This is a genomic window from Spirochaetae bacterium HGW-Spirochaetae-1 (genome assembly GCA_002839375.1).
Lineage (GTDB): Bacteria > Spirochaetota > UBA4802 > UBA4802 > UBA5550 > PGXY01.
The window spans coordinates 50,918-73,020 of record PGXY01000003.1 but is presented as its reverse complement, the minus strand read 5'-3'; the positions used below and the strand labels follow the sequence as shown (position 1 = coordinate 73,020).

Annotated in this window: 19 protein-coding genes and 1 tRNA gene; 12 read left to right on the top strand and 8 right to left on the bottom strand. The window is 51.0% G+C overall.

Features of this window, described 5'->3' with window-relative positions; all coding sequences use genetic code 11:
• Positions 1 to 6 precede the first annotated feature (6 nt).
• On the bottom strand, positions 7 to 1,680 hold the full coding sequence (locus CVV44_04995) for a hypothetical protein (protein ID PKL39581.1): 1,674 nt from the start codon (positions 1,678 to 1,680) through the stop codon (positions 7 to 9).
• A gap of 214 nt (positions 1,681 to 1,894) precedes the next feature.
• Between CVV44_04995 and CVV44_04990 the strand changes: the two genes are divergently transcribed.
• The 4 genes from CVV44_04990 to CVV44_04975 all read left to right on the top strand — a co-directional run bounded on the left by CVV44_04990 (position 1,895) and on the right by CVV44_04975 (position 9,062).
• Positions 1,895 to 2,692: a DUF72 domain-containing protein gene (locus tag CVV44_04990; GenBank protein PKL40119.1), complete on the top strand. Its 798-nt coding sequence runs from the start codon at positions 1,895 to 1,897 to the stop codon at positions 2,690 to 2,692.
• Between the two features lie 68 nt (positions 2,693 to 2,760).
• Positions 2,761 to 3,939, top strand: coding sequence for a hypothetical protein (locus CVV44_04985; protein ID PKL39580.1), 1,179 nt, complete (start codon positions 2,761 to 2,763; stop codon positions 3,937 to 3,939).
• Positions 3,929 to 6,859, top strand: coding sequence for a DNA polymerase III subunit alpha (locus CVV44_04980; protein PKL39579.1), 2,931 nt, complete (start codon positions 3,929 to 3,931; stop codon positions 6,857 to 6,859). Before CVV44_04985 ends, CVV44_04980 begins: the two co-directional genes overlap by 11 nt.
• A gap of 400 nt (positions 6,860 to 7,259) precedes the next feature.
• Complete coding sequence (locus CVV44_04975) at positions 7,260 to 9,062, top strand: phosphoenolpyruvate carboxykinase (GTP) (GenBank protein ID PKL39578.1); 1,803 nt, start codon at positions 7,260 to 7,262, stop codon at positions 9,060 to 9,062.
• A gap of 225 nt (positions 9,063 to 9,287) precedes the next feature.
• On the opposite strand, the gene CVV44_04970 is transcribed toward CVV44_04975, so the two are convergent.
• Positions 9,288 to 10,013 (bottom strand): hypothetical protein, encoded by a 726-nt coding sequence (locus tag CVV44_04970; protein ID PKL39577.1) that lies wholly within the window; start codon positions 10,011 to 10,013, stop codon positions 9,288 to 9,290.
• A 193-nt stretch (positions 10,014 to 10,206) separates the two neighbouring features.
• On the opposite strand from CVV44_04970, the gene CVV44_04965 reads away from it, so the two are divergent.
• Positions 10,207 to 11,310 (top strand): hypothetical protein, encoded by a 1,104-nt coding sequence (locus CVV44_04965; protein ID PKL39576.1) that lies wholly within the window; start codon positions 10,207 to 10,209, stop codon positions 11,308 to 11,310.
• Between the two features lie 42 nt (positions 11,311 to 11,352).
• Here CVV44_04965 and CVV44_04960 read toward each other — a convergent pair whose 3' ends face one another.
• From CVV44_04960 to CVV44_04940, 5 genes are all read right to left on the bottom strand, one after another.
• Positions 11,353 to 11,784, bottom strand: coding sequence for a hypothetical protein (locus tag CVV44_04960; protein ID PKL39575.1), 432 nt, complete (start codon positions 11,782 to 11,784; stop codon positions 11,353 to 11,355).
• Positions 11,785 to 11,804: 20 nt separating this feature from the next.
• On the bottom strand, positions 11,805 to 12,515 hold the full coding sequence (locus CVV44_04955) for an epoxyqueuosine reductase (protein ID PKL39574.1): 711 nt from the start codon (positions 12,513 to 12,515) through the stop codon (positions 11,805 to 11,807).
• Positions 12,516 to 12,532: 17 nt separating this feature from the next.
• Positions 12,533 to 13,405: a hypothetical protein gene (locus CVV44_04950; protein PKL39573.1), complete on the bottom strand. Its 873-nt coding sequence runs from the start codon at positions 13,403 to 13,405 to the stop codon at positions 12,533 to 12,535.
• Between the two features lie 116 nt (positions 13,406 to 13,521).
• Positions 13,522 to 14,214 carry an aspartate racemase gene (locus tag CVV44_04945; GenBank protein PKL39572.1) on the bottom strand — a complete coding sequence of 231 codons (693 nt, stop codon included), beginning with the start codon at positions 14,212 to 14,214 and terminating at the stop codon, positions 13,522 to 13,524.
• A gap of 38 nt (positions 14,215 to 14,252) precedes the next feature.
• Positions 14,253 to 14,915: a hypothetical protein gene (locus tag CVV44_04940; protein PKL39571.1), complete on the bottom strand. Its 663-nt coding sequence runs from the start codon at positions 14,913 to 14,915 to the stop codon at positions 14,253 to 14,255.
• Positions 14,916 to 15,020: 105 nt separating this feature from the next.
• On the opposite strand from CVV44_04940, the gene CVV44_04935 reads away from it, so the two are divergent.
• The 3 genes from CVV44_04935 (at position 15,021) to CVV44_04925 (ending at position 17,290) form a co-directional block, all read left to right on the top strand.
• Positions 15,021 to 15,332 (top strand): hypothetical protein, encoded by a 312-nt coding sequence (locus tag CVV44_04935; GenBank protein PKL39570.1) that lies wholly within the window; start codon positions 15,021 to 15,023, stop codon positions 15,330 to 15,332.
• A gap of 193 nt (positions 15,333 to 15,525) precedes the next feature.
• Entirely contained in the window at positions 15,526 to 16,596 is a 1,071-nt protein-coding gene (locus tag CVV44_04930) for a hypothetical protein (GenBank protein ID PKL39569.1), read from the top strand.
• Positions 16,597 to 16,747: 151 nt separating this feature from the next.
• Positions 16,748 to 17,290, top strand: a complete 543-nt coding sequence (locus CVV44_04925) for a cation-binding protein (GenBank protein ID PKL39568.1) — start codon at positions 16,748 to 16,750, stop codon at positions 17,288 to 17,290.
• A 156-nt stretch (positions 17,291 to 17,446) separates the two neighbouring features.
• Here the strand turns inward: CVV44_04925 and CVV44_04920 are convergent.
• Positions 17,447 to 17,521 (bottom strand) — tRNA-Asp (locus CVV44_04920).
• Between the two features lie 11 nt (positions 17,522 to 17,532).
• Between CVV44_04920 and def the strand changes: the two genes are divergently transcribed.
• From def to CVV44_04900, 4 genes are all read left to right on the top strand, one after another.
• The gene (gene def / locus CVV44_04915) at positions 17,533 to 18,225 is read left to right on the top strand and encodes a peptide deformylase (protein ID PKL39567.1); all 693 of its coding nucleotides are present in this window, start codon (positions 17,533 to 17,535) and stop codon (positions 18,223 to 18,225) included.
• Positions 18,225 to 19,163 (top strand): methionyl-tRNA formyltransferase, encoded by a 939-nt coding sequence (locus CVV44_04910; GenBank protein ID PKL39566.1) that lies wholly within the window; start codon positions 18,225 to 18,227, stop codon positions 19,161 to 19,163. The genes def and CVV44_04910 overlap by 1 nt, the downstream gene beginning before the upstream one ends.
• A gap of 90 nt (positions 19,164 to 19,253) precedes the next feature.
• The gene (locus tag CVV44_04905; GenBank protein ID PKL39565.1) at positions 19,254 to 19,601 is read left to right on the top strand and encodes an HNH endonuclease; all 348 of its coding nucleotides are present in this window, start codon (positions 19,254 to 19,256) and stop codon (positions 19,599 to 19,601) included.
• A gap of 16 nt (positions 19,602 to 19,617) precedes the next feature.
• Positions 19,618 to 22,068 (top strand): hypothetical protein, encoded by a 2,451-nt coding sequence (locus tag CVV44_04900; GenBank protein ID PKL39564.1) that lies wholly within the window; start codon positions 19,618 to 19,620, stop codon positions 22,066 to 22,068.
• Positions 22,069 to 22,103 lie beyond the last annotated feature (35 nt).

Genomic DNA, 22,103 nt, shown 5'->3' with positions numbered 1-22,103 from the left:
TTTTCTTTACCGCTCATAGGCCCCGATGTCTACACCGTTGCCAGAAGGTCTGGCTGATTCTTCGATGTCATATAGCGGGGCCATATCGGGCGAGCCTGTATCGATAAGTGATGCGGCATCTGCCGCAAGGCTGAAAATGAAGCCCCCGGCATTCTCAAAAAGATTGAAGTTTCGTTCCAGGATATAGTTGTGATCCTCCGAGGCTCCCGTGGTAATGATGATATTCTCGGTGATATTATTGCGCACCAGGCAGTCGGCGCTCGGTCTGCCGTCCTTGTGCGGGTTGATCAGTATCCAGGTATCGCGGTCGGAATAGGGATTGATCACGGTGTTGTTCATCACGCGGCAGTTGAGGGCGCCGTAGAGCGATATGCCGTGCCAGTGGTCTACCACCACCACATTGTTCTCGATTATCCAGTCTATGTAGAATCCATCGAAGCAGCCAATTCCCTGCAGGCTCCCCTGCAGGGGCTGTGCCGGATCGTCACGATTGATGATGATATTTCCCCGCAGGACCACGCGCTCCCAGGGAGGGGCGCCGTTCACCGAAAATGACTGGAAACCGTCGTCGTGGTTCAGGTTTACCGCGTAGCAGTTTTTTACCGTGTTGTATTCAAAGACCAGATCGTGGCCGTTGCCGCGCATGCCGTCGCCGGCGAAATTTATCACCCGGTTGCCCCTGACGAGGTTCCGTTTTCCATCAATGGAAATGGCGAAGTTGCAGTTTCTCAGCGTGTTGTTCAGGAACCGCGATTCCTCGCCGGTGCAGCCGATACCGTTGCACGACAGGGTGTCCCACTGTTCGGCCGACCAGGAGGACGCGTCGTTTATGGAATATATATCGCAATTTTCCACGATGATATGGTCCGTGGGCCCGTGCCAGTTACCCGAGGCGACACTAACCAGGGTTGATCGTTCATAGACCGGTGCGGCCTCCTGTGTGATGGTGACGCCGTTGAGGCGCCACCGTGAGGCGGCGAGAAAGGTGACCCGGGAAACCGTCGGTGTGTGACCCGCCTGGGCCTTTATGGTGATGAAGCGTTCGTTGCAGGCGCTGCGAAGATATATTTCGCCGTGATAGCCGCTGCGGAGAATGAGGGTGTCGCCTCCCTGGATATGAGCGCCGCCATTGACGGTGATCATATCAGCCCCCTCTTCATAGGGGGTTGCATAGGCCTTCATTTCGATGAAACCGGCCTCGATCACCTCCTGGAGTGTATGCCATGGGCTGCCCGATGAACCGCTGTTGCTCATGCTTCCCGAAGCAGGATCGATATAGAAGGTGTTCCCTGCCGGATAGGCGGCGGCCGTTACGGTGACGGTGCGCAGGAGTTCCGCTGTTCCGTCCGAGGCTATGACGTAGTATTCATGCGCACTTTCCGTCGCTAGTCCCGTGTCGGTATAAAAATGTGATGCCGTGGAGGCAATGAGGACATTGTCGCGATATACCTGGAAGACCCTTGTATCGGGTTCCTCCACGGGCATGGTCCAGGACAGGTTTATCTCCGATGACGATATGCCTTCGGCCAAAAGGGACGTATCGAAGGGGGGCGGGGAGCCGAAGGGATACTGCCAAAGCCGGTAATTGCAGGAGGACAGAAGCAGGGAAACGGCTAAGGCCAATGAAAGAGTGATGGCCGGGATGAGAGGTAATTTTTTTCCGCTGGTCATGGGTCCCATGCTCCCGTGAAAATATTTTTGAGACAGGTATCACCGCCGTTTTTGCCGGTCCGTGCGCTGAAAAGGCGGTATGGGATAAATCCTATGAAAATACTGAATTGTCAATAAAGAGTCAAGGGAAGCCGCTTTTTTTCTTGACTACGCAACATATGTATAGTATGTTGTCATTATAACGGAATGAAGAACAGAGTGAAAGGGAATCACGGAAATGTCCATGGCGGAAGTGCGGATAGGAACATCGGGTTACGATTACCTCGACTGGCGGGGCACCTTTTATCCCGCCCATGTGGGCAGGGATGAATTTCTTTCTTATTACAGCGGGCATTTTTCCACGCTGGAGCTGAATTTCAGCTATTACCGCATGCCCGAAAAAAAACAGCTCGCCGCCATACTGCGCCGCAGCGAAGGCCGCGTGGATTTTTCCATAAAGGCCCATGAGTCCCTCACACACCGTGTCGATGCCCATTCATGGAGGGATGCTGTGAAGCAGTACCGCGGCGCCCTGGATCCCCTCCTGGAGGATGAAAAACTGGCGGCGGTGCTCCTGCAGTTTCCCTTCAGCTTTCACTATTCGCCCGATAACCGCCGGTATCTGAATGCCCTGCTGGAGGAGATGCGCGAGCTTCCCCTGGCCGTGGAATTCCGGAACACGGAATGGGTGAGCAAAAGGGTCATCACCGCCCTGCAGGAACGCCGTGTCGCCTTCTGTTCCGTGGATACGCCGCGCCTCCGGGGCCTTCCGCCTCCCGTGGATATTGTTACCTCGGACCTTGCCTATATCCGTTTTCACGGGAGAAACGAAAAGAACTGGTGGGGGTCCGACGCGGCGGCCCGCTTCGATTATCTCTACAACGACGAGGAGCTGTCGGCCTGGATTGACCGTATCATGGTCATGATGAACGGTGCCCGGCAGGTCCGTGTCTACTTCAACAATCACCGGCGGGGCCAGGCCCCGGCCAATGCGCAGATGCTCTCGTCCCTCCTGGCGCGACAGGGTATTGCCGTGCGGTAGGACTACCGGGTCATCGCGGCGTGACAGGTGCTGCCGCATCCGCTTTGCGGCGAAAAGGAAAGGATACCATGGAACGCCAGATACTACACCTCAATATTGCCAATTTTATGGCCTCGATCGAAGAGCTGTGCAGCCCCTCCCTGCGGGGGGAGCCCTTCATCATCGCACCACCCGGCGAGGGACGCACCGTGGTTTTCGATGTCTCCGAAAAGGCCTTCCGGGAGGGAATCCGCCGGGGCATGCCCGTGGACCTGGTGCGGCGGCGCATGGGCCATATTCCTGTCATCGCACCGCGCTATGACCGCTGCGCCCGCGCCGAAAGAGAGCTCTTCGCCCTGACCTCGCGCTACTCGCCCCTGGTGGAACAGGTTTCCGGGGGGCATCTCTTTGCCGATATAACGGGGATGCGCCGCCTCTTCGGCAATTCCGTGGACCTGGCGGCCCGCATCAAGCGTGAGATATGGCAGCGCATGGGCGTGCAGCCCGTTACGGGACTGGCCGTGAACCGCCTGGTTTCCAAGGTAGCCACGCGTGTGGTCAAGCCCGACGGTTTCGTCTACGTGCTTCCCGGCGACGAGCGGAGCTTCATGGGCCGCCAGGATATCGGTCTTCTTCCGGGCATCGGGAAAAAGCTGGGTGAGCGCATGGATATCCTGGGAGTCAGGGAGATCGGGGACCTGGCCGATCTTTCCGACGGGAACATAACGGCCGCCCTGGGCGGAAGGGGTATCAAGCTCCGCGACTCGGCCCGGGGTATCGATTTTACGCCCGTTGCCGGGGCGTCATCCCATGGCGGCCGCATCAGGGTCGAAAGGATACTGGATCGCGATGTCATGGACACGGGGGAGATGACGGCGTGTCTTTTTTCCCTGGCCGAGGAGGCGGGGATGCGGCTCAGGCAGAACAACATGGCGGCCCGGTCCGTGGAGATAGGCCTGATGTACACCGACGGGAAGAATGAAGGTGCCGCGGTGCGACTGCCCCGCCACACCTTTACGGACCGCGAGATATTCGACGCGGCCCGGTCCCTGCTCCTGAAATCCCTGCGGCGGCGCGTACGGATCAGAAAGCTTTCCCTGTCCCTTGCGGGGCTCCTGGCGGGATGTATCCAGCTCGATCTTTTTGTTCCTCCCGAAGCGGCCCGGGCCGAGGCCCTGCAGAAGGCCGTGGATGCCGTCCGGGGCAGGTTCGGGGAAAAATCCCTGCGTGTGGGCATTACCATGATGGAGGACCGTGATGCGCGGTGAATTTGTTCATCTCCAGGTTCGTTCCTGTCATTCCCTGCTCTACGGGACGCGGACTATCGGCGAGCTTGTGGCCCGGGCCGCCGACCTGGGGTACGATGCCATGGCGCTTACGGATATCAATAATCTCTACGGTGTTCATGATTTCCTTGAGGCGTGTCGGGACCGGGGCATACGGCCCATTGTCGGCGCCGAGGTCCGGAAGAACGACGAAAGGGCCCTGGTGCTGGTAAAAAACAAAATGGGATTTTCAGCATTGACCAGTCTCATTTCATCGGTAATGACGGGGGAGGATAGGGGCCTGGCGCCGCTGCTCACGGCCGCCTCGGCGGGAAATATTCTTCTCACCGATTCTCCCGGGCTCCTGGAGGAACTGGCGGGACATGTTGAAGAACTCTACGCCATGGTGACTCCCTTTTCGCGGAAGATACTGACCGCCTCGGTCAGGTTCCGGGTTCCCCCGGCTGCCGTTGGTGAAGTGACTCTGTTGGAGAAGGAAGACTATGATGTTCACCGGGTACTGCGGGCCATAGCGGCCAGGGACACCGTGGATAACCTGCGCGGAGTGGACTGCGCTCCCGCCGATTCCCTGTTTTTTTCGCCCGACGAGGCCCGGCATATCTTTTCCGATTGTCCCGAAGCCATGGCCAATACGGTATCAATAGCCGGGAGATGCCGGTTTGCGCGCATCTTCGAGGGATTCATATTTCCCGTCTACGGCGGAGACAGGGACAGTGCCGCATCACTGCTCCGCTCGCGGACCCTGGAAGGGGCCGAGGTCCGGTACGGCGAGCTTTCCGAATCGGTCATGGAGCGCATCGATTATGAACTTTCAATAATAGTTGAAAAGGGCTTCGCATCGTACTTTCTCATTGTGGCCGATATTGTGAAAAAAACATCACGGACCTGCGGCCGGGGAAGCGCCGCCGCCAGTATCGTGTCGTACTGTCTGGACATAACCAACGTGGACCCAATCAGGCATAATCTCTATTTTGAGCGTTTTCTTAATCCCGAGCGTCTGGATCCGCCCGATATCGATGTTGATTTCGCCTGGGATGAGCGCGACGCCATTATCAACGACGTGATGAACGAATTTGGCAGCGACCGGTGCGCTATGGTATCGACCCATATCCATTTCCGCGAGGCCTCGGCCCTGCGCGATGTGGCCCGGGCTCACGGTCTTCCCGATGACGAGATAACGGCCTTCGAGCGGCAGCTGTTCAGGGAAAGGCAGGCCGGCATGGGAACGCATGTTGATCCGCTGTGGCGGCGTATACTTGACACGGCCTTCCGGATCAGGGGGTTTCCGCGTCATCTCAGTGTTCACGTGGGAGGTCTGGTCATGACGCCGGAGCTTATCAGGGATTATGTTCCCGTGGAGCGGGCCGCGAAAAACGTTCCGGTCATAACCTGGGACAAGGACGGGGCCGAGGCAGCGGGCCTGGTGAAGATCGATCTCCTGGGAAACCGTTCCCTGGCCGTCATCAGGGACGCCCTGGCCAACCTGGAGGAGAACGGCATGCACGTCGATGAGCGGACCTGGGATCCCGTGAGCGATGAAAAAACCATGGATATGCTCGCCCGGGGCGACACCATGGGCGTTTTTTACGTGGAGTCGCCGGCTATGCGGCAGCTCCAGAAGAAGACAGGGAAGGGGGATTTCGGTCACCTTGTTATTCATTCCTCCATAATACGGCCTGCGGCAAATCGCTTCATTACGGAATACGTGGAGCGTCTCGGGGGAAAGCCATGGAAATCACTGCATCCGCGCCTCGATCATATACTGGCGGAAACCTACGGCATCATGTGCTACCAGGAGGATGTGTCAAAAGTGGCAGTGGCCCTGGCCGGTTTCACCCCCGCCGAGGGCGACGGCCTGAGAAAAATCCTGACGAAAAGAAACCGTGAGGTGAAGCTGAAGGAATACCGGGAACGGTTTTATGACGGGGCCTCGCGGAACGGCGTAGATGATGATGCCTGCGCAGCCATATGGGCCATGATAGAGTCCTTTGACGGTTATTCCTTCTGTAAACCACATTCGGCGTCTTACGCCATGGTGTCGTTCCAGTCGGCCTGGCTCAAGGCTCATTATCCCGCCGAATTCATGGCCGCCGTCATATCCAACGGGGGCGGCTACTATACTCTGCCGGGCTATATCAGCGAGGCCCGCCGCCTTGGCATGACAATCGATCCCCTTGATGTCAATGAAAGCGGTTACCGCTTCCGGGGGAAGGGAAAAAGAATGCGGGTCGGCTTTATGGCGGCAGCGGGACTGAGACTTGCCACGATAAAGGCCCTGGTGGAGGAACGCCGACGCGGTGGTCCCTTCAGGAGCCTGGGAGACCTGGACCGGCGTGTCCATATCACATCTGCCGATTACGAGATACTGGTTGCCTCCGGCGCCCTTGACAGTGTGTCCCCGGGTCTGGGGAGGGCCGCGCAGCTGTGGCATATCCTGATAAACCGGGGTGAGGGCGCCGGAGAGGCGGGTGCCTCGCTTTTCGACAGCCCTGTCCAGGAGCTCCCCAGGGTGAGGGAAAAGCCGCTTCAGGAACGGCTGCGGCAGGAATACCGGGTCATGGGCTTCCTCTGCGATCGTCACCCGCTTTTCTTCTGGCAGGAGAAGACAGCCTCGTATCGGAAAATTCCTGCCCATGATATCCCGCGGCATATCGGGGAAATCATTACCGTGACGGGATGGCCCGTGACGAGAAAGGCAATCCTTACTTCGTCGGGGAATCCCATGGAGTTCGTCAGCTTCGAGGACGAAACGGCCATGTATGAAACGGTTTTTTTCCCTGAAGCCTACCGCCGTTTTTCCCATCAACTGGAAGAAGATGTACCCTGGATCATTCGGGGCCGTGTTGAAGAGGACCACGGCGCCGTCAATATCAACGTGCGGGAAATACGGAAAGTTGTGTAGGGCCATTGGTGTGATAAAACGGATTTTTGATGAATTATTCTCATCTGAGCAGTCTGAATAATAATGACAATTTTTTCCTGCATCGATAAAATGACGGTTGCCTTTTTTCATCCCTTAGCCTATTTTGGCAAACAGTGTGTAACCCAAGATCCTGAAGGGATACATCGCTTCCTTCGGCAGATCTTTTCATAGCCCGGACAGTTCAATGAGATCCGCTTCAGATTTGCCCTGTTCGTCAGAAACAGCCTGAAATATTAAATCCGGAAAATTGCAAAAGGATGGGGCTCCACAGGGTTCTTTATGGAAGTCTGGGCCTTTTGCGGGCTGCACACGGGGTAAAAATGACCTGATCGATAGTCGAAAGAAACAGCAGCATAATATTATATAGAGGAGAGCAACCATGGTTAAAAATCAAAAGCTTTTAAAATGGGTCGAGGAAATGGCCGCCATGACGACACCGGACGAAATCTGCTGGTGTGATGGATCACAGGAAGAATACGACCGCCTTTTCAGGGAAATGGTGGCCGAGGGGCTTGCCGTTGAACTTAATAAAGAAAAACTTCCTAACTGCCATCTTTTCAGGTCCGATGTTTCCGATGTGGCGCGTGTTGAAAACAGGACTTATATTGCGGCAAAAACAAAGGACGCCGCCGGTCCGAGCAACAACTGGGTCGATCCCGAAGAGCTGAAGAAAACCATGAGGGGCCTCTATAAAGGCTGTATGAAGGGAAGGACCATGTATGTCATACCCTTCAGCATGGGCCCTGTTGGCTCACCCATATCAAAAATAGGTATCGAAATTACCGATTCGCCTTATGTCGTCACCAACATGCATACCATGACCCGCGTAGGGACAAAGGTGCTTGATGTTCTTGGAGAAAACGGCGAATTCATCCCCTGCATGCACTCCGTGGGAAAACCTCTGGCTGATGGTGAGAAAGACAATGGCCAGTGGCCCTGCGCACCTCTGGATAAAAAATATATATCACATTTTCCCGAAGAGAGGACCATCTGGTCCTACGGCTCGGGATACGGCGGAAACGCCCTCCTGGGAAAAAAATGTTTGGCCCTGCGGATCGCTTCGGCCATGGCCCGCGACGAGGGATGGCTTGCGGAACACATGCTCATTCTGGGCATCACCAACCCGAAGGGCGAGAAAAAATACATCGCCGGCGCTTTCCCCTCGGCCTGCGGAAAGACCAACCTGGCCATGCTGATTCCCACTATCCCGGGATGGAAAGTTGAAACGGTGGGTGATGATATTGCCTGGATGAAATTCGGGAAAGACGGACGACTCTATGCCATTAACCCTGAAGCCGGATTTTTCGGTGTCGCTCCTGGAACATCCCTGCAGTCCAATCCCAGCGCCATGAAATCCATTGACCGGAATACTATCTATACCAATGTTGCCCTCACGGAGGACGGAGATGTTTGGTGGGAAGGCATCGGTTACGACGCCCCGGGAAAACTTATCGACTGGACCGGCAATGAGTGGGAGGCGGGAAAATCAGAAAAACCGGCAGCCCATCCCAACTCGCGCTTCACGGCCCCGGCAAAACAGTGCCCGGTTATCGACGATTCATGGGAAGACCCGGCGGGTGTGCCCATCAGCGCCTTCCTCTTTGGCGGCAGGCGTCCCAGCACTGTGCCCCTGGTGCACCAGTCCTTTGACTGGAACCACGGCGTATTCCTGGGATCGATCGTGGGTTCCGAGGTGACAGCCGCGGCCCTGGATCTCAAGGCCGGTACGGTCCGCCGTGACCCCTTTGCCATGCTTCCTTTCTGCGGCTATCATATGGGAGATTATTTTAAACACTGGATCAAAATAGGGAAAAATTCCACCGAGGATAAGCTGCCCAAAATATTCTACGTCAACTGGTTCCGTAAAACTTCCGACGGGAAATGGCTGTGGCCGGGATACGGCGAGAACAGCCGTGTCCTTGAGTGGGTATTTGAACGCTGTGCCGGTACGGGCAAGGCCATAAAGACTGAAATTGGCTACATGCCCCCCGTGGATGCCATTGACAGGACCGGTCTTGCCGATGTGAGCGACGCCGATATGAAGGAGCTTCTCACCGTAGACAAAGAAGGCTGGCTCAGGGAAGTGGCGCTTATCAGGGAGCATTATGCCAGCTTCGGCGACAGGCTTCCCGGGGAGCTGAAAATCGAGCTCGATGCACTGGAAAAGAGATTGAAAGGATAATTGAAATATTATACGGACGGATTTCGTACGGGCGGGTTTCAAACCCGCCCTACCGCCCAACATCCTCTTCCCATAAAAATAACACCTATACAACTTTCAGCAACCTTCCTGCCTGCCATTGTACATAAATCGACAACATGCTTGCAATGATTATAATCCGAGGATGATTATGAAGACAACAATAGTGTCTGAGCGGATGTAGCTGCGGGAACCCGTTGATTGTTTTTATTTTTCCAGGTACCGGGCCAGCAGGGGACGCAGCGCGCTCAGGCCCTGGGAACTGTCATATCGCCGGTGCAGGTGTTCCAGGAGTTTGTCCACGGTTTCGCCGGGGTCTATTATGCAGGTCGCTTCCTCGCCGGAATGAATGCGTTCCGGTTCACAGAAGACCGCATCCCTGACGTTGATATAAATGCGGCATGCCAGGGGTCTTACGGGATAAATGCGGCAGCTGCCCGTGCTGTCCAGCATCGGGCAGGGGATGCCGAGCTGATAGAAACAGGCCAGGGTGAGGTCCAGGGGGTCCATATCTTCTGAAACATTGCCATCGTTGTCCGTCACCGGTTTTCCATCAATCAGCCCCGATATTTTTTCATAAGCGGCCATGGAATCATGGAGGATGCGGAGGATGGCATCGATTTCACCGGGAATATTCTCCCGGATATACTCCGCTGCAATGGCTGCTTCAAAAGAGTACACTTCTTCGGCCCAGTGCCGGCAGCACCGGGAACACCCCGCGGAACAGACGGACTTTTGTCCTGAAAGGATAAGAACTTCCTCCTGGAAAAAATCGTACAAAGAAAGAAATTTATTGTACAGGGCCTGGAAATTTTCTTCGTGGGGAGACGGGAAATCCCCCTGCACCAGTTTTTTCAGGAGAGTCTCCATCTCCGCCAGGAGCGATTCGGGGGATATATTGTAAGAATGGTAATGGGAATCCTGTGATTTCATTGTTTGTCGTGTATCCTTCTTCCTGTTTATTATTACAAGACCCGCCCATACCATATATGTCAATAAAAATAGGATGTCTCTTGGAATAGGTTTTTTTATTGCAAAATTTACCGGTTACTTCTCATATACATTTCGAAATTGCTTCGACTATTATTGCCGTTGCAGGAGTGTTATTGTTTGAACAGGTACATCAATGTTTAAAAAAGCTGCCATATATTTTACCGAAGGGATGCCGCCCCGGAGTTCTTTTGTCCCGGGGATCAGGGGTATGGGGCAATATCTCAACAGGGTTTTCACGGACATGCCTCCGGGCCTGATTAGGATCATGAAGATACAGCCTATCTTTGCCCTCACCTCAGCGGCGCTGTGCATACTTCTTTTCAGAAGGGGATTTGAATATGTCCCCGTGGTTTTTGTCCTGGTACTGGTGTCTTTCTTTTTCATCATCCTCAGGGTTTACCGGCAGTGGGAATCTGCAGGGGTGCGGGGCCGCATGGCCGATGCGCTGCTTCTGTTCATTCTCAATGACATGCTACTCTTTGTTGTTCCTTTCTACCTTGAGTCCATGACGATCCGGTCAGTCAATGTACTGTACATCATAATCCTGGCGTGCCTGGTTCTCATCATCAACTGGTATTACATATATGACAAGTGGATCAGCAAGTCTCCGCTGCGCACATCGGTTTTATATGCCCTCGTATTTTTCTCCGTGCTCAATGTGGTTCTTCCCGTGGTTTTTGCCATGAGAAGTTTCTGGAACGTGGTAATCTCGGGAATCATAGCACTGCTGTTCATGTTCATCTTTATATATCCCCACATGCATATTCATAAAAATAAAAAAAACAGCCGCCTGGTTACTGCCGGCATTGTTCTGGTTTTAGCTGCTCTTACCGCGGGCAGAAGTATCATCCCGCCTGTGCCGCTGAGGCTCATGAGTACAACGGCAGCCACGGGAGTCGCCGATAATAATCCCCTGGAGCCCTTCAGGGTTCTCGAATACGATTCTCCCAGGGAGATATACTTCTTCACATCGGTCTTCGCTCCCCGGGGGCTCCGCGATGATATCAGCCACGTGTGGTACCGAAATGAGAAGAAACTCTTTTCCGTCACCCTGAAAGATATACGCGGGGGCCGGCGCCGGGGCTTCAGGACCTGGTCACGGCACCTGGCCCTGGAAGGGGCCGGTGTCTATACCGTGGAAGTATGGAACGGGGGAGGGCAGTTCCTGGGAAAGGGTTCTTTCGTTCTTGAACAGCCCCCGGCCGGAGAGACGGGCGAGCGGGAAAAAGCGATATAGGATATCATTTCTTTGCTATAACCCGGAATGATATCTACAGGATCACGGTGTGAAGATATCCACGGGTCTGACTCCCTTGAGGTTTTCCGGCATGTTTCTCCATTTTTTCCAGGCTTTTTTACCGAAGACCCGTACGGACATCATCATGAGACCGGCCCTGACCCTGCCCACACCGTCGGACCGCAGTGCCCCGGAAAAGAGAGAATCAACTTTTTTCCTGCTACACTGCCATACCTCGAACCACCGGTACCCACAGTCATGGAGGAGGCCTGCCCGGGCAGACTGGTGCCAGGGGGGCGCCAGGGACCGGAGCCACCATGGCACCGAAGCAAGGTCGCACCGGAATTCGGCGGGAATGGTGTAGATGGTTCCATGGGCATCGCGGTAGCGGAGATCCCTGTTGAGAATGACAATCTTCTTCGACGGGTCATCGCTGCGGATATCAAGGGGATCAAGAAAACCGTTCGTCGCCATATCCGGGCCCTCCTGTCAGGCTATATTTTATTTTTTATCCCCACGGGGCAGACCGAAACACAGATTCCGCAGAGACTGATTTCTTTATCGATGTTTTTCCTGGACACGTAACGGCAATGCTCCCGGCATTTGAAGGCGTCAAAAAATACATCGCGGTCCAGGGTTGTGTTCCATGGTGCACCCGTTGCGGCGCCTGACGGGCATGCTTTCACGCAGAGATCGCAGGCCCCGCAGCGGCTTTCAGAAACGGGCTCACGGTCCGGTGAAACATCCGCGTCGATGAGGATCGAGGCCAGCCGTATCCTCGGTCCGTATTTCTCCGAGATAAAAAGATCGGTTTTTCCTATCCAGCCGAGACCGGCACGGGTGCCCGTCATTTTATGCGAAAAGTCAGTCCTTAGTGTCCCTGAAGAATCCCCGTTGAGTTCCCCGTCGCTTTTTGTGGGGTGCATTCCCCTGGCATGAATTCCCAGGGCCTGAAGTTCACCTTCAATGACGGTGATTTTCCCCGTGAGCTCATCGTTGATGTCATTATATAGATTGAAGTATTTAAGGGTGGGACCTTTTGTGATGTCGTTAATGATCTCATTGTCGAGCTTTCTCAGAATAGCGATGCCGCAACGGAAGGAGGATAATTCAGGCACCAGCAGTCCCTTCAGGTCGGCGAACCCGTATTCATAGTACTTTTTATCCAGGTGAGCTGTCAGTATTTTTTCAATATTTTTTTGCATGGTAAACCGGTCCGTGATTACTGTTTCTTTTTGAGAGATTCTATCTTTGCCATGGCTTCCTTCCTGGCATCGGGATTGGTGGAGTGCAGCAGCTTCTCGTAGTAGATCACGGCCTGGGGCAGGTCTTTCATCATTTCAAAGCAGTAAGCGATATTGTAAATGATGATTTCATCTTTCGGGTCGATGGCCTCGCCCATTTTAAAATATTTCAGGGCCGCCGTCATATCGTTATCATGCATATGGAACGAGGCAATATTGTTGTACCACCAGATGGTCCGGGGATAGAGCTTTATCATCTCCAGGGAAATATCCCGCGCGTACTGAAAGGGCAGGATGTCGCTCAGGCTCATGTAGACGTTGATCCTGTTCTGGATCTCGTTCTGGAACTTCTCGTCGAAATCGATAACGACGGCACCGTCGGACCAGAGCCATAAATCGTGATAGACCGGGACGAGCCCGATCATGATGAGGATATGATTCTTCTGTTTTTCATAGTCTTCAATTTCACCGAGCATGCTGATTATCCCCATGTGCATGTCGAGCCGGGCCGGGTAGAGTTTCAGTCCCTCATTGAGATAGTGAATGCCCGTCATGACATCGGCCTTTTTGAAGCTGATTTTTTCCTGGAATGCTTCCGGAGAATCGGGATCATTTCCGTAAACCGTGACGGTCTCACTGTTCCGGTAGATGTGGTAGTTGAAGAAAGCGATAAAGAGTTCGGGATCAGCGGAGTTTGCCTTTTCCCATTCCCGGAGATGAACGGCCAGTTTGTCGAAATCCCTGCTTTCGATGAGCTTCAGGTAGGTTGCCTTGAATGAATTGCCATGCGAAGTTCCGTGCGTGAATACCAGCGACACGGCCATGCACACCAGGATTATTGTTCCTTTCATACAGTGCCCCTCCCCGGGCTTTGGATGCACTATTGCAGGAATCTGATGTTCATACAAGAACTATTTTGACGGCGGTGCTTTTTTCCCGGGAAAAGGCCGTGAGAATCGATTAAATACTAGAGGAGCATGAAATCAACAATGCTCTGCACGTGTTCCTCTACGGTGTTGAAGAAGGGAATGTCATCGTCGCCCTGTTTAAGCAAGAGGGGAAGCTCGGTGCAGCCCAGGATGATCCCCTCGATATTTTTCCTGCGTTTCATGCCGCCAATTATTTCCAGGAAGGCCTTCCGGGTCTCGTCGGTAACGATGCCCAGCTCCAGTTCGCTGAAGATTTTCCAGTGGATGAATTCCCTTTTGGCGGCATCGGGCACCACCAGGATTATCCCCGCGTCGGCGAAGGGGCCGGTGTAGAAATCCTTTTCCATGGTGAAACGGGTACCCAGGAGACCGGCGCGCCCCAGGCCTGCCTTTCTTACGGCGTCGCAGGTCGCACCGACGATGCTCAGGAGAGGAATGGGGGAACGGGAGGCAACTTCACGGAAAACGTAATGGGGTGTGTTGGAGGCCATGAAGGCAAAATCGGCCCCGGAAGCGGCCAGGGACCGTGCCGCCCCGGAAAGGAGGTTTATCACCTCTTCGGTCCTGTCCCCGGCGATGAGATCCAGCATGCGTGTCATGTCAATGCTGTATACAAGGATCTCCGGGTAGTCGGTGCCGCCGGTGCGTTCCCGGTATGTGCCGATAATGGAACGGTAGTAGTCAATTGTCGATTCGGGGCCTATACCGCCGATCATGCCGGGTCTCTTCATGCCGTCTCCTTCCCCGCGAGAATTTACCTAAAATATTTTCAGTCCCACACAAAAAGGAATTTGATCCCCTTATACAGACCCCAGAAAACCCAGCCCAGGGGACCGGGCCTTACTTTTTTTTGCAGGTAAATGGTGATGGTGGAGAACTGAGCCAGGTGCGAAAGGCGCGTTATCTTACCCTTCAGGGAATCGATCTCCTCGTTCAGGCGCTCCAGTTCCTTTTCCACTTTCAGTGTGGCTTCCACATTTTCGGCTTTTTTAAGCAGTTCAAGATAGCGGTCCCGGGCCTTAAGTTTATTGTCGAGCCTGATCTGGGCGTCGCGGAACTCTTCCGTGATATCCTCGCTGTAAAAGCGTTTCTCGATGATGGTTCCCAGCTTTGCGATATCCTCAATGCCTTCCTTGAATTTTTCCGCGTCGATGCGGATGACGATTTTCCTGTTTCCCGACGACAGGACATAGCCGTTATACTTTTTAGATAGATTGATGATTTCGGCGGAAAGGGACTCGGTATTGTCGGTTTCGATGGTGATATCGGCATTGAGAACAATGATCCGTTTTTCGGGCGGGAATTCCTGGAGGCCCGATTTTCCCGTCATGGACATCTTGTATGAGCCGGTGTCCATGGATGTATTGCGCTGCGCACTGGAGGCGCAGCCCGCCAGGACCAGGAATAAGAGAAGCGCCGTGTATTTTTTCATGATAGTGTCCTCCCGTCATTGACATGTCCCGTTTCGGGATGAGACAGGTATTTTCATGGCCCGAGACCTTTAAGTCAAGGACTTTTAAGGGGCTTGCCATTGCGCATGGCGGGCGGGTTGTGGCAGGATTCTCTGCCGGGTGGGATGTCCCGCGGGTCCGGGACAGGCCCTTTGCCCCTTTTTTGTCACGCCACAAAAAAGAGGCGAAAAAAGGCGGTCGCCGGCCGCGACGGGCTAAGAGATTTTCTGGATCAGGTAACTCATTCTGTGCGTCCTGCGGAGGCCATCCTTGGCCGTCCTCGGCCGCTCTCGGACATCCTTGTCCTTCGCGGCACTTCCCACGTCGTGTGGGTCGGCCGCAGCCAAAGCGTTCGGGCATCCGTGCCCTCTCTTTCTATAGTGAAGTTAATTGCATGAATCTTTTTGAACATTTCTTTTTACCTGATGCTGTACTATAGTGGTTGACTTTCGGGAGATTTATTCCAGTAATAATTCTCAATGAATTTGGGAAGATTTTCGTGGGCATCGGGGAATGAGGATTTTCTATTCAGGAAATATTGCGGATTCTTTTAGTTAGGCGCAAATACTTTGAATTTCACTGAGGCATAAATTGAATAATTACTTTAATCAAAAAGAAGTTTTATATCATTACACTAGTGAAAAAATTGGAATACTTTATATACTTCAACCTGGTGAATTACGATTTGGCCAGTTAAGCAATACTAATGATCCCAGAGAAGCATTACCACATATACCTGATTTGCAAAGAAATTATCCATTTGGCAAATGTATTCTGAAAGGATACGGTTATGTAGATGAAAAGATTTTACCTTTAGCAGAGGAAAGAATTGATTATAAAATACTAACAAACAAATTTAATGTTGTATGTTTCTGCCAAGATAAAAATGTCATAAATTCAATATTCGATTATGGATATGCTAAACCTCGTATGTGGGCTCAGTATGCTGAAAGTCACGCAGGTTGTTGCATCGTTTTTGATAAAACACAAATTGATTTAAAATTTAATGAATTGAGATATAATATTAAATATTCTGGCAATTTAGAATATAATTTGGATGAAGAAAATAGTAATCATGGAATTACATTTAATGATTTTTCAAAAGAAATTTGTGCTAATGCACTTGATGACTACGAAACAAAATGTCTGAAGGAGATTTTTTTTAAAAAATCAATTGATTGGCAGGAAGAAAATGAATATCGATATTTAATTGTTAATAATAAAAACGAATATGAAAATGTATATCTTGATGTAAGCGATTGTATCTTAGGCATTATTATAAGCTATAATTTTAATAATGATTACATCTCTAAATTACACGAATACTGTATGAAAAAAGATTTATTCTTCTATCAAATAAATTGGATTAATGGAATACCAAGAATGATAGATGTAAATGTAAAATATTTAAAAACTAAAATTGAAGGATTATGGGATAAAATAAAAATAAAATTATTGAGTGAAAGTATTGAGGATTCTAAAATATCTATTAAATTTCAAAAATTATCCAATTATGATAAAAAACTAGATGATGAAGTTGGGTCACTTCTAGTAAATAAAATACATATTTTTCATGCAGAGAATATTAATTATATTGAATTTAAGGTATTTCTAGAGAAACTAAAATCTTTTAGTAATAAAATAAAATGTAATTGTACCTGATAACGGGCAAACGACATTGCCCGCAACTGTGGCAAATACTTGTTGGTCATTTAAAATTTTATATTGTGCTAAACTCAACGTGCGTAAGATAACGTTATCTGCACACTAGCTTTTTTCCCAAAAACCCAATCCGCAAATCCAGGAGGCTGCCATGAAACCACGAGGACCGTTGATGATTGAACACCGGCTTATTGAAAAGATGCTGGACCTCGTAAACAGAGAATTGGATGTTATAGAAAAAGAGCGAAAAGTAAATACAGTTTTCATTGATACCGTTGTTGATTTTATCAGGACCTATGCGGACCGGACGCATCATGGTAAAGAAGAAGATATTCTGTTTAAAGAACTGGAAATGAAAAAACTGAACAGCGATGACACAAGGATAATGAGGGAGCTGGTTGATGAGCATATGATCGCGAGAAATGCCGTAGAAGATCTGGTGGCGGCAAACAATAAATACATCGGGGGGAACGAGAAAAGTATCGATGTAATAATTGAAAAGCTGACGTTCCTGATAAATTTTTATCCCAGGCATATCATCAAAGAAGACAGGGTGTTTTTTCCCAATACGGAGAGATATTTTACCGACAGCGAACTGAATGCCATGCTCATAGATTTCAAGGAATTTGACAGAAAAATGATTCATGAGAAGTATAATAATCTGTATGAATCCTTGCTGAAGAAATACAGCTGAAGAATTCCGGTCCTCTCAAAATATAGACCGGTGCCATTATCGGCGCCTGGAACTGATGATTTTTCAGTTAAAAACGGCGGGGATTTTCCCGTATGCCGGAAGAAAATATCTATAAAAAAAAGGCCGTCCTGAACTTGTCCGGACGGCCTTTTAATTCGGGGTTGACGAGACTCGAACTCGCGACACCCTGCGTGACAGGCAGGTACTCTAACCAAACTGAGCTACAACCCCATTTTTAAAACGTGAGATACATAAAACAATATAGCGGATATCTGTCAAGAAAAAAGCATAAAATTAAATCATTTTCTTTTTTTGCAAAGATCCTGACAGGGAAGGACTTTTTTTTAGTAAAAACCTGTTGCTGTTTTTATATGAAGTTTATACCTTGGAATATAGATAAAAGCATAGGGAGAAGGCAGATAATTATTATGACACCAAGTCTTGTATTTTTCGGGAACGAAACACTGAAGTCCATAGCTGAAGAAATCATCAATATAGACCAGGATGTGATAAGTCTTATTGAATCCATGTATAAAATAATGTACAGGGCCAAGGGTATCGGTCTTGCGGCCCCGCAGGTCGATGTGAGTAAGCGGCTGATCATTCTTGATATCGAGGATAGCGGCGGCCCTTCGCTGACGCTCATCAATCCCGTGATTAAAGAGTCATCGGACATGACAGAACCCTACGAAGAGGGATGCCTTTCCGTACCGGGAGTCAACGCCGATATAATCCGTCCCTCGGAAGTCCTGGTGACGGGCATTACCCCCGAAGGCAAGGAGACTGAAATCGAGGCCAGTGGACTTCTGGCCCGGGTCCTTCAGCATGAGATCGACCATCTCAATGGAATATTGTTCATCGACTACCTCGAATCTTATGAGCGCAATGAGCTTCGTCCCCATCTAAAAAAATTAAAAAAACTGAACGCGATGTAATGAAAATAGGATTTTTTGGCACGCCTGATATTGCCCTCTACTGCCTCGAGGAACTTTTCAAGGTCCATGAGATATGCTTCGTGGTAACCCAGCCCGACAAAAAAACGGGAAGAAACCAGCATATGCAGATATGCCCGGCCAAGCATGAAGCCCAGTGTCATGATATCCCCGTGTTGCAGCCCGAATCACTGAACGATCCCGCTTTTTTCGATCAGCTGAATAAATATGATGCGCAGATATATGTGGTGGTCGCCTACGGGAAACTCATTCCCCGGGCCGTATTTGATTACCCGCCACTGAAAACGATTAATCTCCACCCGTCGCTTTTACCGGCCTATCGGGGCGCCGCTCCCTTGCAATGGGTCCTGATCAACGGTGAGCGTGAAACGGGCGTATCAGTGCAGCTCATAAACGAACGTATGGATGCCGGCGATATTATCCGCCAGGAAAAGGTCGCTATAACCGATGATATGACGGCGGCCGACCTATCCGATGCGGTTCTGCCCCTGGGGGTGCGCCTTCTCAATGAATCAATAGAACTCCTGGCCTCGGGGAAGGCCGTATCGGTTCAGCAGAAGGACGACGAGGCCACCTATTGCGGCAAGATTACCCGTGAAACGGCCCGTATTGACTGGACGCGGTCTGCCGTTGATATACACAACCTGGTGCGGGGACTCAATCCCAAGCCCGTTGCATGGACCACGTTCCGCTCCCGGGAGTTAAAGGTATGGAAAACATCGCTTTCCCATGGTGTGCCTGATACGGCTCTTTCTCTCCGTCCCGGAGAAATGGCCGTTTATGGGAAAAAACGCCTCATGGCCGGAACAGGGAAGGGGATCCTTGAACTGGTCGCCATTCAGCCTGAAACAAAAAAAACCATGGACGGCCTTTCCTTCATAAATGGGTATCGTCCTGCCGATACTGATTGTATGGGATGAGGCATGCCTCTTCCCTGCAGTACGCTTAATCTCAATAATTATTGACAAAATGTTTATTTATTCTACAATACCTCTGGAGATCCGCCCATAATGGCTTACAGGGACAGAAAGCGCGATAAAAGAAGGCCCCGGGAAAACGGCCTTTTCGCCCAAGGCGGTGACGGCGAATCGGCATATATCTCCCGGGAGAAACAAAAGGCGCGGGATTTGCGCCAGACGGCCTGGTGGAAGAAGAAAACGGCTCCCGGCATATGCCATTACTGCGGGCGGCACTTCGCTCCTTCAGACCTTACCATGGATCATAAAATACCGCTCGCCAGGGGCGGCACGTCAGATAAAATAAACCTTGTGCCGGCCTGCAAGGAATGCAATAATAAGAAAAAGCACCTGCTTCCCCTGGAATGGGAAGAATACATGGATACGATCAAAAACTCTTAAGGAGTGAAGGGAATCAATGGCTGACGAAAGACAGGAATTATTAAAAAGCGGAGAAACCCTTTTTGTGCAGGGTGAGACTCCCATGGAGATACTCTCACTTAACAGCGGAAGCCTTGAGGTCCTTTCGGCATCAGCTGAATTTAACGGACTCGACCCCAGTATCATTCTCTCAAAAAGCAGGAGGATATCGGTCGTCAGGGGAAAAACCGTTATTGCCGGTTTCAGCAGTCTCATGAAGGGCCCCTACCTGAAATCCGTACGGGCACTGGAAGATTCATATATCTCACGGTATCCCCTGGGTCCCAATGGCTTCAGGGATTTAATTGTAACCGACCTGTCCATGGCTGCCAATATCCTGCGCCAACTCTTCAACCGTGTTAATGTCACCGTCAGTGAAGCCGGTAAGTTCGCCAAGCTCTATCAGAATATATGCATGATCGGCGACAACCTCGCAATAGTATACAAAGTACTGTCGGGAAGCGGCGCACCTGCAGCCCTTGATTCAAAGGCCGAGATGCTGGTCAAAAATTATTCCTCCAGCGCGGCTCAGATGCCCCAGCAGTTCAGCGCCAAGTTTCTCATAACGGATAACAGCCGCTATCTCAGCAGGCGCTATGAGGTTCCGGGAGAATCCCTGGATTCCATGATGAAGAAGGACTCCACGGTGCTGGTGAAAAAGCTGCTGCAGATGGAAGGCCCGGTCTTCGGTGCCGTTATAAAATCAGATTTTTCAATCGCCGAGAGCATTTTCGAAATATTATCCGATCTTTATATGCGTTCCCTCGACAGGATCGAATCCATGCACGACCAGATGGATCGCGAAATGCAAAGCCTTTTCGGCGGTGAGGAAAGCCTGTCCACGTATCTGGTACAGGGCAGCGGCTTCGAGGTGTGGCGGAACAGCGGAAGGCTCAGTGATGATTTTGTCAAGAACCTGCTGTCTCTCCTGGTGAAGATCAATGCCATCTATGAAGACGTGGCTGGGAAAAAACTCACGGCGGTGTATCCCGGGATCAGGTTTATTCATCAATATTACACAAACCGTGTACCGGGCGATGCCGGGACTGTACAACAGCCGGAAAAACAAGTGTCCCCGGTCAGGAATATCGATATCGGCAACCTGAAGAATTCCCTGAACCAGATATTCGAGTTCTCCCTTGTGGACAAGGAGTTTCAGAATCGTTTCCTCAAAATGCTCAACGATTTCAAGACCTCAAAAAATCCCTTCAGCACGGAATCGGACGGCCGTAAAATGCGTCGTTTTCTCAGCAGGGCATACTGGGATCTCTACAAGCAGGTCTTTATGCGGAGCGTTTCTGAATCGGTAATACCCCTGCCGGTCCGGCTCATGCTGAATTTCGGGTACCTTGATGAAGCCCTGCTTGAGCCTGAACAGATTCTGGATTTAAAGGAACTTGTGGAACTGCGTGAAAAAAGCACTGACTACAGTATCATGCGGGAACCGGAGTTCCTGTCTCTCATCTATAATGGAGAGGAAACTCCCAGTATTACCGAGATGGGACTCACCTATGAGAGCCATCTCATGGAAGAGGAAAAGCATAAGAGCAAGAAGAAGCGTGAGGAAGAAGACATGGTTGATAGTAATATCAAGATGACCATGTACGAGATAGATCAGAGGCTGGCCAGCACCGCGGCGGTCTGTTCGGGATCCACTGCTACGGCATTGCCTATCCTGACATCGCACATTGTCAGGGGAAGCCTCAAGGCCATTTTCTCCACGAAGAGGATTGTGGAGTCGGCCCTCAATGAAGTGAGGGAGACGGATTTTTCCCTGTTCTATCGTGAAACGGTCCTGAAAATAGGGGATGCCCGGGAGATCATCAAGGAAGAAATTCTTCCCCATATAGTAATACTGCCCATTGTCGGGACGAGAACCCTTTTGTGGCAGGAACTGGCAGGAACTAATAAACGTTCCCGGGGACGCATCGTGGTGCCGATATTTTTTATGGGTGACATGGCGCGTAATATGGCACATACCCTCGCCTGTTTCCGGTGGGAACTGAACAAGACCATGAAGGGAGCCATGTGGGGCGATCCCATCGAGGGAGGACTTACGGGGGAATATTTCGATTATATCAATACCTATAAAAAGAATTCAAAACTTTCGGCGGAAGCGAAAGAGAAGATAAAGGAAAAATTCCGTAGCCTCAGAACGGACCGCGATCGTTTTGCCGATGATTATGTGACGTGGGTCATGTATGAAAAGGACGGCATAATGAAACTCAATTCAGCCGTCAGGGAAATGTTTTTCAAGCACGTTCCCTTTAAAAAGGATATACGGGACAGGCTGGAGAATATGCCTGCATTTTCACAGTATGCCACCCGTTATAAGAATGTCAATTTAAAGACCGTGCAGGCATATGAGCGCCGCTTCAAAAAGTACCAGGATGAGCAGAACAGCTATCCCAGGGAAATTCAGAATTATATGGACTTCATGATTATGTGACGGGGCTGGTTCAGAGACCGGGATATATTTATTCC

Excerpts from the sequence above, each read along its gene's own strand:
- CVV44_04995 (PKL39581.1), bottom strand. The coding sequence starts at position 1,680 with ATGGGACCCATGACCAGCGGAAAAAAATTACCTCTCATCCCGGCCATC.
- CVV44_04990 (PKL40119.1), top strand. The coding sequence starts at position 1,895 with ATGGCGGAAGTGCGGATAGGAACATCGGGTTACGATTACCTCGACTGG.
- CVV44_04985 (PKL39580.1), top strand. The coding sequence starts at position 2,761 with ATGGAACGCCAGATACTACACCTCAATATTGCCAATTTTATGGCCTCG.
- CVV44_04980 (PKL39579.1), top strand. The coding sequence starts at position 3,929 with ATGCGCGGTGAATTTGTTCATCTCCAGGTTCGTTCCTGTCATTCCCTG.
- CVV44_04975 (PKL39578.1), top strand. The coding sequence starts at position 7,260 with ATGGTTAAAAATCAAAAGCTTTTAAAATGGGTCGAGGAAATGGCCGCC.
- CVV44_04970 (PKL39577.1), bottom strand. The coding sequence starts at position 10,013 with ATGAAATCACAGGATTCCCATTACCATTCTTACAATATATCCCCCGAA.
- CVV44_04965 (PKL39576.1), top strand. The coding sequence starts at position 10,207 with ATGTTTAAAAAAGCTGCCATATATTTTACCGAAGGGATGCCGCCCCGG.
- CVV44_04960 (PKL39575.1), bottom strand. The coding sequence starts at position 11,784 with ATGGCGACGAACGGTTTTCTTGATCCCCTTGATATCCGCAGCGATGAC.
- CVV44_04955 (PKL39574.1), bottom strand. The coding sequence starts at position 12,515 with ATGCAAAAAAATATTGAAAAAATACTGACAGCTCACCTGGATAAAAAG.
- CVV44_04950 (PKL39573.1), bottom strand. The coding sequence starts at position 13,405 with ATGAAAGGAACAATAATCCTGGTGTGCATGGCCGTGTCGCTGGTATTC.
- CVV44_04945 (PKL39572.1), bottom strand. The coding sequence starts at position 14,214 with ATGAAGAGACCCGGCATGATCGGCGGTATAGGCCCCGAATCGACAATT.
- CVV44_04940 (PKL39571.1), bottom strand. The coding sequence starts at position 14,915 with ATGAAAAAATACACGGCGCTTCTCTTATTCCTGGTCCTGGCGGGCTGC.
- CVV44_04935 (PKL39570.1), top strand. The coding sequence starts at position 15,021 with ATGGCGGGCGGGTTGTGGCAGGATTCTCTGCCGGGTGGGATGTCCCGC.
- CVV44_04925 (PKL39568.1), top strand. The coding sequence starts at position 16,748 with ATGAAACCACGAGGACCGTTGATGATTGAACACCGGCTTATTGAAAAG.
- CVV44_04910 (PKL39566.1), top strand. The coding sequence starts at position 18,225 with ATGAAAATAGGATTTTTTGGCACGCCTGATATTGCCCTCTACTGCCTC.
- CVV44_04905 (PKL39565.1), top strand. The coding sequence starts at position 19,254 with ATGGCTTACAGGGACAGAAAGCGCGATAAAAGAAGGCCCCGGGAAAAC.
- CVV44_04900 (PKL39564.1), top strand. The coding sequence starts at position 19,618 with ATGGCTGACGAAAGACAGGAATTATTAAAAAGCGGAGAAACCCTTTTT.